The organism is Mesorhizobium sp. RSR565B (genome assembly GCF_054719465.1).
The window spans coordinates 1,244,120-1,259,070 of the sequence record NZ_JBTTIE010000001.1 but is presented as its reverse complement, the minus strand read 5'-3'; the positions used below and the strand labels follow the sequence as shown (position 1 = coordinate 1,259,070).

Below are 14,951 nucleotides of genomic sequence, written 5' to 3'. Positions count from 1 at the left end.
GGCTTCGTTCTGCGACGGTAAAAGGGTTAGCATCGCATGACTGAAAACTCACCGGTTCCAGCCCTTTCGGTGCGCGAAAATTTTCGGCTCGACGACCGCATCCGCGGCGTGCCTCCCGGCACAACCGGGCTGGACAGCAGCCTTGTCGCGGCCGAGCACTGGCATCCGGCCGATGGACGCATGGCGCTTCCGGTGCTGACCCTCGACGAGGCGGCCTTCTCCGCCAATCGCGACCTGTTCCTGCGCTATGCGCGCGAACACAATGTTGCGATCGCTCCGCATGCCAAGACGCCGATGGCGCCCGATCTTACCCGGTCGCTGGTCGAGGCCGGCGCATGGGGCACGACGGTCGCCGACATCAGGCAAGCGACAGTGATGCTGAAGGCCGGCTTGACACGGCTGATCATCGCCAATGAGGTTGGAGGAGCCGGCGGCGCCAACCGGCTGGCCGTGCTTGCTGGTGCCTGGCCGGATGCCGAGCTCTATGTCTTTGCCGACTCGGTCGACGCCGTGAACGCGCTTGCCGAGGCTTGGCGCGCCAATGCGGCGCTGCCGCCGCTGCGCGTGCTGGTCGAACTTGGTGCGGGCAGGGCGGGCGCCCGCACCACCGCGCAAGCCGAGGCCATCGCCGATGCGATCACGGCTGTCGGCGGGCGGCTGCTGATCGCCGGCGTTGCGACCTATGAAGGGGCGGCGGCGCAACCCGAGCCCGGTCGCACCGATGAGGTGATATCCGGCCTGCTGGCAATGACCGCCGACATGTTCCTGCGGCTGCGTGCCCGCGTCGGCGGCGACGCACCGCTGATCGTCACAGCCGGCGGCTCCGCCTTCTTCGACCAGGTGGTCGCGGCGCTTGCACCCCTCGTTTCCAGCGACGGCAACGCAACGCTGGTGCTGCGCAGCGGCGCCATCTTCTTCCACGACCACGGCACCTATGACCGTTCGCTCGGCGCCCTCGATGCCCGCAAAGGTTTTGCCATAGGCGGCATCAGCGCTTCGGCGCGGCATTCCTTTCGCCCTGCGCTACGCCTTTGGGCCGAAGTGCTGTCGCGTCCGGAGCCGGGCCTTGTCATCTGCGGCATGGGCATGCGCGACGTGTCGTTCGACCAGGGCTTTCCAACGCCGCTCACCGTCTTTCGTGCCTGCAAGCCGCTGCCGATGCCGGCGGCGCGCGCCGAGGTGGTCAAGCTCAACGACCAGCATTCCTTCCTGTCGATTGCACCGAGCGACGACGTGGCCGTCGGCGACGTCGTCGAATTCGGCATCTCGCATCCCTGCACCTGCCTCGACCGTTATCGCGTGATCTTCGGCGTCGACGCGACCGGCCACGTCCGCCACGCTTTCCCCACCTGGTTCGGCTGACCAGATCCCCCAAAAAGAGAACCTCGAAAGGATCCGATATGATCAAGTATTTTCAGTCCGGCTCGCGCATGTCGCAGGCAGTCGTCTATGGCGGCCTCGTTCACATAGCCGGCCAAGTGGCCAACGATCGCAAGGCCGGCATCGAAGGCCAGACCAGCGACGTGCTTGCCAAAGTCGAGGCGCTGCTGGTCGAGGTCGGCAGCAGCAAGTCGAAGTTGGTGGCGGTCAACATCTTCCTGCCGCAGATCGGTGATTTCGAGGCCATGAACAGCATCTACGATGCCTGGATCGATCCTGCCCGCCTGCCGGCGCGGGCCTGCGTCGAGGCGCGGCTTGCCGACCCTGATCTGCGCATCGAAATCACCGCGGTCGCGGCGGTCTGACCATGCACACCGGCCTCGCCCACACGCTCGATTTCGACCGCGACGGCAAGACGCTCAGCCATCTAAGCATTCCGTTCTCGATCGATCGCTCGCCCTACTTTCAGGTCAAGGTGCCGATCTGCCTCATCCGCAATGGCGACGGCCCGTCACTGCTTTTGATGGCCGGCAATCACGGCGACGAATATGAGGGCGAGCTGTCGCTGGCAAAACTGGCGCGCCGGCTCGATCCGAAGCGGATCAAGGGCCGCATCACCATCATGCCGATGGCCAACGCCCCTGCGGTGATGGCCGCCAAGCGCTGCTCGCCGCTCGACGGCGGCAATCTCAACCGGGCGTTTCCCGGCGATCCCTCGGGAACGCCGACAAGCCGGCTCGCCAATTTCCTTGAGACGGAGCTGTTTCCTCGTCACGACGTCGTCTTCGATATCCATTCGGGCGGCACGTCGATGGAGCATCTGCCGACCGCGCTGGTCGAACGCAACGCCGATCCCGAGCGCCACCGGCGTGGCGTCGAGCTGATGCGCACGCTCGGCATGCCCTACGGCTTTATCGCTGACAACGGCCAGGCCTCGCCAACCTCGATGGGCGCAGCGCGCCGCGCCGGCGCCGTCGGCGTCAGCGGCGAGTTCGGCGGCGGTGGCACCGCAACGGTCGATTCGATGGCGATCACGGCCCGCGCGCTCGACCGTCTGATGATAGCAATGGGTGTGGTCGACGCGCCGGTTCTTGGCGCGGGCGAAAAGCCTTCGGCGCCGACAAGGCTGCTGTCCCTGTCCAGGCACAGCCAGGGCCTCTATGCCACCCGCCGCGGCTGGTTCGAGCCCGCCGCTAGGCTCGGCGACAGTGTCACTTCAGGACAATTGGCCGGCTGGTACCACGATCTCGAGCGGCTCGATGTTGCCGAGGAGGCCCTGCATTTCGCCGAAAGCGGCTTGGTGCTGTCGCGCCGGCTGCACACGATGTGTGAGGCGGGCGACTGCCTAATGCAGGTCGCAGAGCCGGTCGACGGCTGAGCCAAAGGCAGAGGATATTCCATGCAGCAACTGTCCATGTGGACCTATCCCTGGGACATCCAGGATCTCGGCCTGGAGACGGTCGAACGTGATCTTGTCGAGCGCGCCGGGCTCAACATGATCAGCCTGGCGACATCCTATCATGCCGGGCGCTTCCTGCAGCCGCGCAGCCCGCGCCGCAAGGCCTATTTCCCTGAGGACGGCACCATCTATTTCAAGCCGACCGCTGCGCGCTGGGGAAGTCTAGCCATCCAGCCCAAGGTGGCTGACGTGATCACTGAGGGCGGCGACGTGCTCGGTCAGCTCATCCGCCGTCGCGACGCGGGCGGACTAGGAGTTTCGTGCTGGACGGTCTGCCTGCACAACACCCGCCTGGGCATGCTGCATCCGCAGGCCGTCACCCGCAACGCCTTCGGCGATGCCAACTACTACAATCTCTGCCCCTCCCATCCCGATGCGCGCGCCTATGTCCGCGCGCTGATCGCCGACATCTCGCACAGCTACCGGCCGGACCGGATAGAACTTGAAAGCCCGTCCTTCATGGGCTTTGCCCATGAATACCATCACGAGAAGGACGGTGTCGGGCTGACGCCGGAAGACGATTTTCTTTTGTCTCTGTGCTTCTGTCCGTCCTGCGTCGCCCGTGCGGCAAAAGCCGGCATCGATGCCGAGGCGGCGCGCAAGCTCACCAGGCAATGGATCGTCGAGACCTGCGAGCGTGCGATGCCTGAGCGGCGCTTTCCCGATTTTCCCGCCTGCGGCATCGACGCCTTTGCCCCCTGGCCGGAGCTCCATGCCTATCTCTTGTGGCGATTCGAGCCAGTGACCAGCCTGGTCGCCGAACTGCGCGAGGTAGCCGATCCCACGACGCGGGTCGTTATTATCGATCTGAAAGACGGCTGGCTTGGCGGTTGCGATCTGGCAGCGCTGGGCAAGGTCTGCGACGGGGCGATCCTGTGCGCCTACGACATGCAGGCCGGCGATGTCGCCAGCCTGATGGCGGCCGGCCGTGCGGCACTGGGCGCGGACAAATTCCTCGGCGCCGGCTACCGGCTGTTCTATCCGGAAATGGCCCGCCCCGACATTCTTGCGGCCAAGGTGAAGCCAGCGCTGGCGCCCGGTGTCGACGGCATCAATTTCTACAATTACGGCCTCATTCCAGCCGCGCGGCTCGACTGGATCCGCGCTGTTCGGCAGCCTTGAGCCAGCCGGCCAATGCTCGCCGGCCACGAGGCGTTGAGGCCGGATTCGGGCGCGAGCGCTGCGGGGTGAATCAAATCAGCGAAACCTGAAGCCATCCATGGTGTAATCCGGGTATGCGTCCATCGTGTCGAACAGGTCGAACAGGTCAGGTGTGTCCGCCAATATTCCTGACAGAACCAGCACCGTGGCCACGCCGGCAGCAAGTCCGCCAGCGATGTCGTGTTCGACACTGTCGCCGACGCAGACCACAGTGCCGCGGTCTGGATTGCCTGCCAGCGCTAGTGCGGCGCCGAATATAGTGGGGTAAGGCTTGCCGATACGCGTGACGCTACCACCGAGGTCCTCGTAGAGATCCGCCAGCCGGCCGGCACCGAAGCGCGGCCCCACTGCCGTCAGCATGATCTTGTCAGGGTTGGTGCAGAAGCATGGCACCTGCCGCACCGCAGCCGGCGCAAGAAGTCGGCGATAGTGCTCAAGATCATAGCGGTCGCCCTCGCTGGCCGAAATCAGCACCAGCCCGGCATCGTCACCGTCCTTAGTCAATGCGAACGGCAGACCTTCGATCGCCGAGCGGTCATCGTCGCGGCTTATCAACAGGCATTTCGTGTTTGGCAGTAGCTTTCCGGATACCGCCATGTCGTGGAAGAACTCCCACGCGACCTCGCCGGAAGAAACAAAATGGTCCCAGCTTCCCGGTTCGAAGCCGAGCTTTAGCAGCCGGCTCTCGTTAGGCCCCGCCCGCTTGCCGGAGTTCGAGATCAGCACAATGGTCTTGCCGGCGCGCTTCAGCGCCGACAGTGCTTCCACTGCCCCTGGATAGGGGCTGGCGCCGTCATGCAGCACGCCGAACTGATCGAGCAGGAAAAAATCATAGCGCTCGGCCAGCTGGTTGACGCCGTTGAGGTGTTCGACTGTTTTCGCGCTCATAGAAGCCCCGCCGCGCTTGCGCCCATCAGCGCCAGCCGCGCTGTGCCGGCGGCGGCTTCGTCCGAAAGCGCCGGCAGGAAATCAACACCAAGTCTGCGCTGCCGGATCGCCGTCCAGGCGGCATTCGCCGCACCGCCGCCGACGCTTCTGACCGACGTCAGCTGCGGAGCGCCGAGCTCGGCGAGCCTGTCATAGCCGAGCGCCTCGATCGCGGCGATACCCTCCAACATGGCTTTCAGATAGTCGGCGTCCTCCACCGGTCGCGGCACAAGACGCGGCGGCAGTGCCGGATCGGCGATCGGAAAGCGTTCGCCTGCAGTGGCAAGAGGATAGTAGTCGAGGCCGGTCTCGGTCATCGGGTCGATCGCCATGCTCAGCTCGACGATGCGCGCCAGAGGGAAATGCTGTGTCAGCACCTTGCCGCCGGAGTTCGATGCGCCGCCCGCCAGCCAGACATCTCCAAGCCGATGGCTGTAGATGCCGAAGCGTGGCGCCGAGATAGGCCGGTCGGACAGGATCTTGACGGTCAACGACGACCCCAGCGCGGTGACGCCGTCGCCCATTGCCGCGGCACCTGTCGCCAGGAACGAGGCGCAGCCATCGGTCGTTCCGGCGACGACGGCGATTTCGCGCGGTAAGCCGAACATATCCGCGGCATCCGCGGTGAGTTTGCCGACGACATCGCCCGGCCTGGCGATACCGGGCAGCAACTCCATGCGCATTTCGGTGGCCGCAATCCAGTCCGGCCAGCAGCGGGCCGTGATGTCGTAACCGGTTTTCAAGGCATTGTTCTCGTCGCTGACATCGAAGCGACCGGAGAATTGTCCCGCGATCCAGTCCGCCTGATGCAGCACCGCGGCAACACCGGGCGTGCGCTGGAACCAGAGCGCCTTGGCGAGACCGGACGTCGCCCCAAGTGCGGCACTGGTCGCTGGGGCTTCGCGAGCGATCGCGACCAGAATGGCGTTGTCGGCGACCGTATCGTTGTACATCAGCGGCTCGGCCAGCGGCCGCCCGGCGCCGTCGACCGGCAGCAACGTACCTGAAGTGCCGTCAACAGCGATCGACCGGACCGCTGTTCGGTCGATGCCCGAAAGCAGTTCCGCCAGCGCTGCGCCGACCGCTGACCACCACACTGCAGGGTCGCGGGCATTCCGGCCAAACAACTCGAGCGAAACGGCGGAACGCGCGGCAATGGAAAAATCCGGACGCATGGCGACCGCGCGCGCGCCGGACGTGCCGATGTCGATGCCTATGGCAAGCGGCGTGTCAGCGGCTGGCGGCATTGAGTTTCTGGCGATACTTCTCGGCGTCCCAGTTGACCAGTTCATCGTTCTCGGCGGCGGTGAGGTAGTTCGGCCGCGCTGCAATGTCGATGCGTGCCGTCACGTCGGCAAGGCAGCGTTGCATGGCGTCGGCGCCCGCACTGGCATCGCCGCGCATCAGCACGCCCAGCCCGGGAAACAGGATCGCCACGGGGTTTGTACCGCACCGCTCGATGACGCGCGGCACATCCTCACCGGGCTTTGCCACCACCGACCCCCGACCCAGAAAGATGACGTGATCGGGGTAGAGGCTGCCCCCGGACGCCATGCGGCGGCTTTCGGGATCGATGGCGACCGCGTGCGCCTCGATTTCCGCCGGCAGCCTGTAACCGGTTTTCCCGGCCAGCGCCGCCAATCCCGCAACATCCGGTTCCGCCACTTGGCGCGCCGGCCGCGCCAGAAGCAGCGTGACGCGGCGCAGCAGCACTTCGGCCTCGGCGACGGTATCGGCCGCGACGACCAGCCCGTGATTGGCAAGGATCAGCACGTCGACCCCAGCCTGAAGCCGCTCGGCAATACCCTGGGCAAGCGGCAGGCCTGGCCGGAAATAAGGAACATACGCCCATTTGAGACCATCAAGGCGTCTGGCGGCTTCCACCTCGCAATTGGCCTGTACCGCCAGCGAAATGGTTTCGACGCAATGGACATGCAGGACGACGCGCTGCGGCATCAGCGCGTGAACGGTGGTTTCAATCGAAGGGCGCAGGCGCCGGGCGTTGAGCGTCTCGATGGCGAAGATCTGCGGCTGGTCGGCGGCGCTGTCGCGCTGTTCGACAGCCCTGAGCAGCGGCGCCATCGCCACCGGGACCATGATGTCTTCGGAGAGCGCATCCTTCAGCCATGTGCCGGAAGCCTTGATCCACAGCGTGTCGCCGGCTTTCAGCGAGGTGTTGCCGCCGGCGGCCTGGGTCAGATTTGGATTGCGCCCGATGCTGGCCGAAAGCGCCCGCAAAGCAGCCATTTCCTGCGCATCCGCATAGCTCGCCATGGCGCATTTCCTCTATCAGCTCCGTCAGCCTCGCAGCTTCGGATACCCGTCGTGGGTTGTTGATGTGTATCGCAGATGCGAGCGACTTACGTCAATAGTGATCTAATGTCATCAAAGGTTCTTGCAATCGGAAAGATGTTGAGTAAGTTACGTCAAATGCCGTGGCAAAAACGGCTCCTGGGAGGAAAACGATTGAGCGACTCCGGCCGCCAGCGTCAGATCGTCGAGTTGCTGCGGGATCGCCCCTTCGCGTCGGTGCGCGAACTGCAGGAGCAGCTCGGCGTGTCGGCGGCGACGGTGCGGCGCGACATCGACAAGATCGACGAGGCCGGTGAAGCACGGAAGGTCTATGGCGGCATCTCGGCGCTCGACGGCGCTTCACAGGCGGGTGTTGCCTATGCCAGGCCCTATGACGAGAACCGCGACCTCGCGGTCGAGGCCAAGCGGCAGATCGCCGCTCTCGCGGCCACGATGGTGCGCGACGGCGATGCGGTCATCGTGCATGGCGGTTCGACCTGCTTCCACCTTGGGGTCAAGCTGGCTGAGCGCAGCATCCGTCTCTATACCAATTCGATGCCGCTCGCTGCCTATCTGAGCGACCACGGCCATTGCAGCCTGACCGTTGCCGGCGGCGATCTGCATCGTGAGCCGGGCATCATCCATTCACCGACCCAGGCGGAGCCGTTCTACGCATCGAAGTTCTTTCTCGGCGCGCAAGGCCTTGGCCAGGAGGGCGTGCTGGAATCGCACCCGCTGCTGGTCCGCTCCATCGCCGATCTCAGCCTGTGTGCCGACCAGATCGTGGTGCTGGCCGACAGCCGCAAACTGTCGATCCACGCCCGTAACATCGCGCTGCCCTTGTCGCGCATCGGCACGCTGGTGACCGATGACGGCCTGTCCGACGTTGACGCGCGCATGCTGGAAGACGCGGGCGTCATGGTGCGCATCGCTTCGGCTTCGGGAGCCATCCAGTGAAGATGGCCGTCCTCGATTTCGGCAAGACCAATTCGAAGCTGTTCGTCTTCGCTCAGGACGGGCGCATCGTCGACGAGCGCCGGACCCGGCCGAACTGGATGCGCAAAGATGGCTTCAGCGTGCTTGATGAGGCAGCACTTCACAATTGGGCGGTTCGCGCCGTAAGCGAGGCCACCGACGTCCATGGCGTAGAGGGCGTGATGGTGTCGGGCCATGGCTGCACCTTTGCCCTGGTCGACGAGGCGGCGCTGACGCATCCGATACTCGACTACGAGCAAGAGCCGCCGGCTGATATTGCCGCGCAAATAGATCGCCTCGTTCCGGATTTCACCGAGACCTTCTCGCCGCGATTGCCGCTCGGCTTCAACTACGGTCGCCACATGCTGTGGCTACAGGCGGTGCAACCCGGTGCATTCACGGCCGCGAAATCGATCCTCGGCTATCCACAATACTGGAGCTGGCGGTTTGGCGGCCGGGCGGTCTCGGAAGTGTCCTATCTCGGCTGCCACTCGCATTTATGGGCGCCGCGCAAGCGCGACTTCAGTTCGCTGGTCGATATTGAGGGCTGGCGCGACCGGATGCCCGCTTTCGAGCGGGCGGGCTCGGTTGTCGGCGAGCAACGCCTCGGCGACACGAAGCGGCGGATCGCCATCCACAATGGTGTCCATGACAGCAATGCCGCGCTCCATGCCTATCGCCGGCAGGAGCTTGGCCCGGTCACCGTCGTCTCGACCGGCACCTGGGTCGTCGTGCTTAATCCGGATTGCCTGCTCGACGCGCTCGATGGCCAGCGCGACATGCTGGTCAATGTCGATATCGACGGCGGCCCTGTGCCGACCATCCGCTTCATGGGCGGGCGCGAATTCGCCACGATCAGCGACGGCTGGCAAGGCGCGATCGCGCCGGCGGCAGTGCAGCGGGTGATCAACGCCGGCAGCATGGCGCTGCCGAGCTTCGCGCCGGGCGGACCAATGCCCGGCCGCGCCGGCAAATTGGTCGGCCGCATGCCAAGCGCCGAGGAACGCGCAGCCGTGGCGCTGCTCTACGTCGCGCTGATGGTCGACCTCTGCCTCGACCAGATCCATTCGGACAACACCGTGATCGTCGATGGCGGACTGAACGCTGGCGGCCTGCTCGCCGGGCTAGTGGCGCAACTGCGTCCCAGCCAGGCCTTCCTGCAAGGGGCCACACTGGAGGGCAGCGCCACCGGGGCGGCGGCGCTGGCCTTCGAGACCGTCGGCCGCGAATTTGCCGCGGAAGTGCCGGAGCCCGTGCGTGCCGCAAGCTTCACCGGACTTGCCCGATATCGCGACACATGGCGTGGCCTCATCGGCGAGCAGGGCATCCCCCGCGCGGCAGCGGGAGGCGCACGGTGATTGTCGCTGCTCAGGCCGAAGTCACGCGCCAGCCAGTGCTGGAAATGCGGCACATCTCGAAGACGTTCGGGCCAGTCCGCGCCTTGCAGGACGTGTCGCTGACCGTCCATGCCGGCGAAGTCCATGCGCTGATGGGTGAAAACGGTGCTGGCAAGTCGACTTTGATGAAGGTGCTGTCCGGCGCCTATCGGCCTGATGCCGGCGGCGAGATACTGATCGACGGCGTGCCGGTCGCCACCGGCGACCCGATCAAGGCGCGGGCTCACGGCATTGCGGTTATCTATCAGGAACTGTCGCTGGCGCCCAACCTGACGGTCGCGCAGAACATCTTCCTCGGCAATGAGCCGAGGCGTTTCGGCATCGTCGACCGCGACCAATGCTACCGGCGCAGCAATGAGATCATCAAGCGTCTCGGCGTGTCCTTCTCCGCACGGGCTCAGGTTTCCAGCCTGTCGCTCGGCGAGCGTCAGCTGGTCGAAATCGCCCGCGCGCTTTCGACCAGCGCGCGCATCATCGTCATGGACGAGCCAACCACCTCGCTGACCTCGCGCGAGACCGACCGTCTCTTCGAGGTCATCGCGACGCTGAAGTCGCAAGGCATCGCCATCATCTACATCAGCCACCGCATGGAAGAGGTCTACCAGTTGGCCGACCGTGTCAGCGTGCTGCGCGACAGCGGCTATGTCGGCACACTCGAGCGTGCCGAGCTGAACGCCTCGCGCCTCGTCTCGATGATGGTTGGCCGCGACCTGTCCGCTTTTTACAGGAAGGATCATCGCCCGCCGGACAACAAGCGCGCGGTCGCCTTGTCGGTGCGCGGCATGGCGGACGGCAATCTCCTGAAGAACTGCTCCTTCGAACTGTACAAGGGCGAGGTGCTGGCTCTGGCTGGCCTTGTCGGCTCGGGCCGCACCGAACTCGCGCGACTGATCTTCGGTGCCGACAGACGCATCGCCGGCACGCTGGAACTCGACGGCAAGCCCGTAACCATCGGCTCGCCAAGCGAGGCACTGAATGCCGGCATCGCCTATCTCACCGAGGACCGCAAGGAGCTCGGCCTCTTTCTCGACATGTCGATCTCCGACAACATCAGCATGGGCGTGCTGGCCAGGGATGCGCGGCCCGGCGGCTTGCGCGATTTCAAAGCCGCCGAGAGACGTGCTGCCACTGCCGTTTCGGATCTCTCCATCCGCACCAGGTCGGTACAGGCCAATGCCGGTTCGCTGTCGGGCGGCAACCAGCAGAAAGTGTTGCTTGCCCGCCTGCTCGAGACCGAGCCGCAAGTGGTCATCCTGGATGAACCGACGCGCGGCGTCGATGTCGGAGCGAAGTCGGAAATCTACCGGCTGATCGACAATCTCGCCAAAAAGGGCATCGCCATCCTGATGATCTCCAGCGAACTGCCGGAGGTGATCGGCGTTGCCGACCGCGTGCTGGTAATGCGCGACGGCACGATTGCCGGCGAGGTTACGGCGTCCAAAGACCAGCCGCTGCGCCAGGAAGCAATCATGGAACTTGCAACGGGAGCGGCCAAGGGATGACCGACAAGGCGACCGAGATCAGTGGCCAGGTTGTCGGCAGGAGCCGGCGGTTGCGCACCGCCTTCGCCGCCCTTGGCATGCTGCCGATCCTGATCCTGCTGGCGGTCGGCTTCCAGTTGATGAACGCGCGCTTCTTCACCCAGACCAATTTGCTGATCGTCATGCAGCAATCGTCGATCAACATCGTGCTGGCAGCGGGCATGACCTTCGTCATCCTGACCGGCGGGATCGACCTGTCCGTCGGCTCGATACTTGCCGCCTCGGCGATGGTGGCGGTGATGGTGTCGCTGGTGCCCGATTGGGGACTGCTGGGCGTGCCGGCGGCCATTCTCGTCGGCCTCGGCTTCGGCGTCATCAACGGGCTGCTGATCGCCTATATCAGACTGCCGCCCTTCATCGTCACGCTGGGGTCGCTGACCGCTGTGCGCGGCGTCGCCCGCCTGCTCGGCCAGGACACCACGGTGTTCAACTCGGACCTGCCGTTCGACTTCATCGGCAACGGTTCGCTGTTCGGCATTCCGTGGCTGGTCATCATCGCCTTGTCGATCGTGGTGCTGTCCTGGCTGGTGCTCAAGCGCACCGTGCTCGGCACCTGGATCTATGCCGTTGGCGGCAATGCCGAAGCGGCGCGGCTGACCGGCATCAAGGTGCCGCTGGTGCTGCTCTTTGTCTATGGCGTTTCCGGCCTGCTGGCCGGCCTTGGCGGCGCCATGTCAGCGGCCCGGCTCTATGCGGCCAACGGGCTGCAGCTTGGGCAGTCTTACGAACTCGACGCCATTGCCGCGGTCATTCTCGGCGGCACCAGCTTCGTCGGCGGCGTCGGCTCGATCTGGGGTACGCTGATCGGTGGCCTGATCATAGCGGTGCTCTCCAACGGGCTTATCTTGGCCGGTGTCTCGGACATCTGGCAGTACATCATCAAGGGATTGGTCATCATCGTGGCAGTCGCCCTCGACCGCTACAGGCTCCAGGCAGGAGCGAGAACGTGATTGACCTTGGTCGCCGGCGTAAACGACCGGTTTGTGTAACGCACCGTGAGAGGCGCGGGGCAATTGGAGGAAAGCAATGAAGACCATCGCTAAACTGCTCTGCGGCGTCGCACTCGCGGCTGCCGCCATCGCGCCCGCATCGGCCAAGGACCTCAACAAGGTCGGCATCTCGGTCGGCCTGCTCGGCAACCCCTTCTTCGTCGCCACCATCAAGGGCATCGAGGACGCGGCCAAGAAGATCAACCCGAAGGTCGAGGTGACGTCAGTGTCGGCCGACTACGACCTCAACAAGCAGGTCTCTCAGGTCGATTCCTTCATCGCCGCCGGGGTCGACGTGATCATGCTCAATGCGGTCGATGCCAAGGCGATCGGCCCGGCGGTGAAGAAGGCGCAAGCAGCGGGCATCGTCGTTGCCGCCTTCGACGTCTCGGCGCCAGGCGCCGACGTCACCGTGATGACCAACAACGTCAAGGCCGGCGAAGAGGCCTGCCAGTATCTGGTCGACCACACCGGCGGCAAGGGCGACTACGTTATCCTCAACGGCCCGGCGTCGTCGTCGATCCTGGAGCGGGTGAAGGGCTGCAAGGACGTCCTTGCAAAACACCCCGACATCAAGATCCTCTCCGACGACCAGAATGCCGAAGGCTCGCGCGACGGCGGCCTGAAGGTCTTCCAGTCGCTGCTCACCCGCTTCGACAAGATCGATGCGGTGTTTGCCATCAACGATCCGACGGCGATCGGCGCCCAGCTTGCGGCCAAGCAGCTCAATCGCTCGGAGTTCATCTTCACCGCAGTGGATGGCGCTCCCGATATCGAGAAGGAACTCGCTTCCGGCACCTCGTTGATCAAGGCCTCGGCTTCGCAGGATCCCTACGTGATGGCTGGCCAGTCGCTGACGATGGCGGCTGAGCTGCTTGCCGGCAAGAAGCCGGCGGAGCCGACCGTGCTGCTCGACCCGAAGCTGATCACGGCCGAGAACCTGAAAGACTACAAGGGCTGGACCGCAGCCCGCTAAGCCTCCCAAGGCCGATGCGGCCGGGGCAACCCGGCCGCATCTCAATTCCAGAAACGGGAGACGATCATGTCGCGCATCGGTATTCATTCCTTCGTCTGGTCGGCGAGTTCGGCGCAAGGCGACCTCGAACGCACGCTGGCCAACACCAGAGAGGCCGGCTTCGACCTGATCGAGTTCTCCTATCTTGACCCGGCCAATGTCGACGTTGGCGGGCTGGCCAGGCGCATCGCCGACCTCAAGCTTGGCGTCGCGATCAGCATCGGCCTGCCGGCCGACGGCGACATTTCGAGTGCCGACAAGGCGGTTGCCGCGCGCGGCGTCAAGATCCTCAACGAGACGATCGCGCTCACCCGCGATCTCGGCGGCCAGAAGATTGGCGGCATCCTCAGTACCAGCCACGGCTTGCAGACGCAGGCGCCGACGCGCGATCAGTGGAACCGCAGCGCGGGGACACTTGCGAAGGTTGCGGAGACGGCCAAGTCCGCCGGTGTCACGCTCAATCTGGAGATCGTCAATCGCTTCGAAAGCAATCTGCTCAACACCGCTTCACAAGGCCTGGCCTTCATCGCGGACACCGACTCCGACAACATCTTCCTGCATCTCGATACCTTCCACATGAACATCGAGGAGGCCGATGTCGGACTGGCTATCCGCCATGCCGCTGACAAGATCGGTTATGTCCATATCGGCGAGAGCCATCGCGGTTTCCTCGGCACCGGCAATATCGACTTTGCCGCCATCTTCGATGCGCTAACCGCAATCGGCTATAGGGACGACCTCAGCTTTGAATCCTTCTCGTCGAAGATCGTCGACGAGAACCTGTCACGGAAGACCGCGATCTGGCGCAATCTGTGGGCCGACAATATGGAACTGGCCCGGCATGCGCGCGCCTTCATCGCAATCGGGTTGGAGACGGCGCAGCGCAAGGCAGAGCTTGTCGCATCGAGACATCGTCCTTAGCAGGAGCGCACTGCCAAAGCGCCAATGTTGTCGTTCATCCGGCCCGCGCCTTACGTGCAAGGAATCGACGTCGGAGGCGCTGAGTGTGGCGGAGGCAGTCGAGCGGGGTGACGCTGACGAGAGGTTTCTGATTTTGGCCACGAAACGCAATAACATCAACATTTTCATACGCCCTCCGGGGCCATCCAATCTCCATACTGGACGGGGATGACGTTTGACACAGCGCGGCGGAAAGAAGCAGGATAGCTGATAGAGTCGACATCGCATGATGATGTCACTATATAGCGGCGGCTTCGACCGCGTAGCTGTGGCGGTGTACCACGAAGCAGCAGAAAATGTGTTACGCGTTGTGATCCCTATTGTGATACAAATCGGCCGTCGACAGCAGGAAAAGATCGTAAGAACAATAGCATAGAGCCGAAGCCGATCCCGGCCAACGTACCACTCTATCAAACAATCAGAACGTGCTCATTGAACCCTTCCCTTCATTCGGCTCTTCGGACCTCCGACAAGATCAACTTGCCGGGCGAAGCCGACTCGGTTCGAATGGCAGCATGCATCCTTTACCGGGTGCGGACGTTTACGGTTACCAACCGGCATAGCCGCCAGGGAAAAGCAGTATGAGTGAACATGCGATCGAGTTCTTGCGCGGATGGATCGGTGAAAAGGTCCACTGCCAGCACTCGCCGGTAAAGATCGAGAAGCAGGCCGAGACCCTCGCCAAGGAGTGCGCGGCCAAGGCCGCTGAGGTCGGCATTCCGCTGGAAGATATCCAGGAAGAAGTCGGCGACATCCAGGAACTGATCGCATCGCGGCTCGAAGAGGCGGCCGAGGCCGACCAGAGCAACGCGGCCAAACCGTGACGCAACAGGCCTGGTGCCGCCAGGCCTTGTC

General features: G+C 64.2%; 14 protein-coding genes. 11 read left to right on the top strand and 3 right to left on the bottom strand.

Annotated features, from left to right (window positions below; genetic code table 11):
• Positions 1–36: 36 nt before the first annotated feature.
• The 4 genes from ACYG9R_RS06125 to ACYG9R_RS06110 are packed head-to-tail and all read left to right on the top strand — an operon-like array spanning position 37 to position 3,961.
• Positions 37–1,362 carry an alanine racemase gene (locus ACYG9R_RS06125; RefSeq protein WP_031199273.1) on the top strand — a complete coding sequence of 442 codons (1,326 nt, stop codon included), beginning with the start codon at positions 37–39 and terminating at the stop codon, positions 1,360–1,362.
• Positions 1,363–1,400: 38 nt separating this feature from the next.
• Positions 1,401–1,745, top strand: coding sequence for a RidA family protein (locus tag ACYG9R_RS06120; protein WP_023686804.1), 345 nt, complete (start codon positions 1,401–1,403; stop codon positions 1,743–1,745).
• 2 nt (positions 1,746–1,747) lie between these two features.
• On the top strand, positions 1,748–2,758 hold the full coding sequence (locus ACYG9R_RS06115; RefSeq protein ID WP_023686805.1) for a succinylglutamate desuccinylase/aspartoacylase family protein: 1,011 nt from the start codon (positions 1,748–1,750) through the stop codon (positions 2,756–2,758).
• Positions 2,759–2,779: 21 nt separating this feature from the next.
• Complete coding sequence (locus tag ACYG9R_RS06110; RefSeq protein WP_023807587.1) at positions 2,780–3,961, top strand: hypothetical protein; 1,182 nt, start codon at positions 2,780–2,782, stop codon at positions 3,959–3,961.
• A 75-nt stretch (positions 3,962–4,036) separates the two neighbouring features.
• On the opposite strand, the gene ACYG9R_RS06105 is transcribed toward ACYG9R_RS06110, so the two are convergent.
• Genes ACYG9R_RS06105 through ACYG9R_RS06095 form a run of 3 tightly spaced genes read right to left on the bottom strand, consistent with a single transcriptional unit; the run spans position 4,037 to position 7,201 of the window.
• Positions 4,037–4,888, bottom strand: a complete 852-nt coding sequence (locus ACYG9R_RS06105) for a TIGR01459 family HAD-type hydrolase (protein WP_023701283.1) — start codon at positions 4,886–4,888, stop codon at positions 4,037–4,039.
• Positions 4,885–6,174: an FGGY-family carbohydrate kinase gene (locus ACYG9R_RS06100; protein WP_031199271.1), complete on the bottom strand. Its 1,290-nt coding sequence runs from the start codon at positions 6,172–6,174 to the stop codon at positions 4,885–4,887. The genes ACYG9R_RS06105 and ACYG9R_RS06100 overlap by 4 nt, the downstream gene beginning before the upstream one ends.
• Positions 6,158–7,201, bottom strand: a complete 1,044-nt coding sequence (locus ACYG9R_RS06095; protein ID WP_023823646.1) for a class II aldolase/adducin family protein — start codon at positions 7,199–7,201, stop codon at positions 6,158–6,160. Before ACYG9R_RS06095 ends, ACYG9R_RS06100 begins: the two co-directional genes overlap by 17 nt.
• 192 nt (positions 7,202–7,393) lie before the next feature.
• Between ACYG9R_RS06095 and ACYG9R_RS06090 the strand changes: the two genes are divergently transcribed.
• From ACYG9R_RS06090 to ACYG9R_RS06060, 7 genes are all read left to right on the top strand, one after another.
• Positions 7,394–8,176: a DeoR/GlpR family DNA-binding transcription regulator gene (locus ACYG9R_RS06090; protein WP_023701285.1), complete on the top strand. Its 783-nt coding sequence runs from the start codon at positions 7,394–7,396 to the stop codon at positions 8,174–8,176.
• Positions 8,173–9,552: an FGGY-family carbohydrate kinase gene (locus tag ACYG9R_RS06085; RefSeq protein ID WP_023704481.1), complete on the top strand. Its 1,380-nt coding sequence runs from the start codon at positions 8,173–8,175 to the stop codon at positions 9,550–9,552. The genes ACYG9R_RS06090 and ACYG9R_RS06085 overlap by 4 nt, the downstream gene beginning before the upstream one ends.
• Before the next feature lie 44 nt (positions 9,553–9,596).
• Positions 9,597–11,093: a sugar ABC transporter ATP-binding protein gene (locus ACYG9R_RS06080; RefSeq protein WP_050588083.1), complete on the top strand. Its 1,497-nt coding sequence runs from the start codon at positions 9,597–9,599 to the stop codon at positions 11,091–11,093.
• Positions 11,090–12,082 carry an ABC transporter permease subunit gene (locus ACYG9R_RS06075; protein WP_023701287.1) on the top strand — a complete coding sequence of 331 codons (993 nt, stop codon included), beginning with the start codon at positions 11,090–11,092 and terminating at the stop codon, positions 12,080–12,082. Before ACYG9R_RS06080 ends, ACYG9R_RS06075 begins: the two co-directional genes overlap by 4 nt.
• 76 nt (positions 12,083–12,158) lie before the next feature.
• Positions 12,159–13,097, top strand: a complete 939-nt coding sequence (locus ACYG9R_RS06070; RefSeq protein WP_023753907.1) for an ABC transporter substrate-binding protein — start codon at positions 12,159–12,161, stop codon at positions 13,095–13,097.
• A gap of 66 nt (positions 13,098–13,163) precedes the next feature.
• Positions 13,164–14,057, top strand: a complete 894-nt coding sequence (locus tag ACYG9R_RS06065; RefSeq protein WP_023818662.1) for a sugar phosphate isomerase/epimerase family protein — start codon at positions 13,164–13,166, stop codon at positions 14,055–14,057.
• 620 nt (positions 14,058–14,677) lie between these two features.
• Positions 14,678–14,920 carry a DUF768 domain-containing protein gene (locus ACYG9R_RS06060; RefSeq protein WP_023670565.1) on the top strand — a complete coding sequence of 81 codons (243 nt, stop codon included), beginning with the start codon at positions 14,678–14,680 and terminating at the stop codon, positions 14,918–14,920.
• Positions 14,921–14,951: the final 31 nt, after the last annotated feature.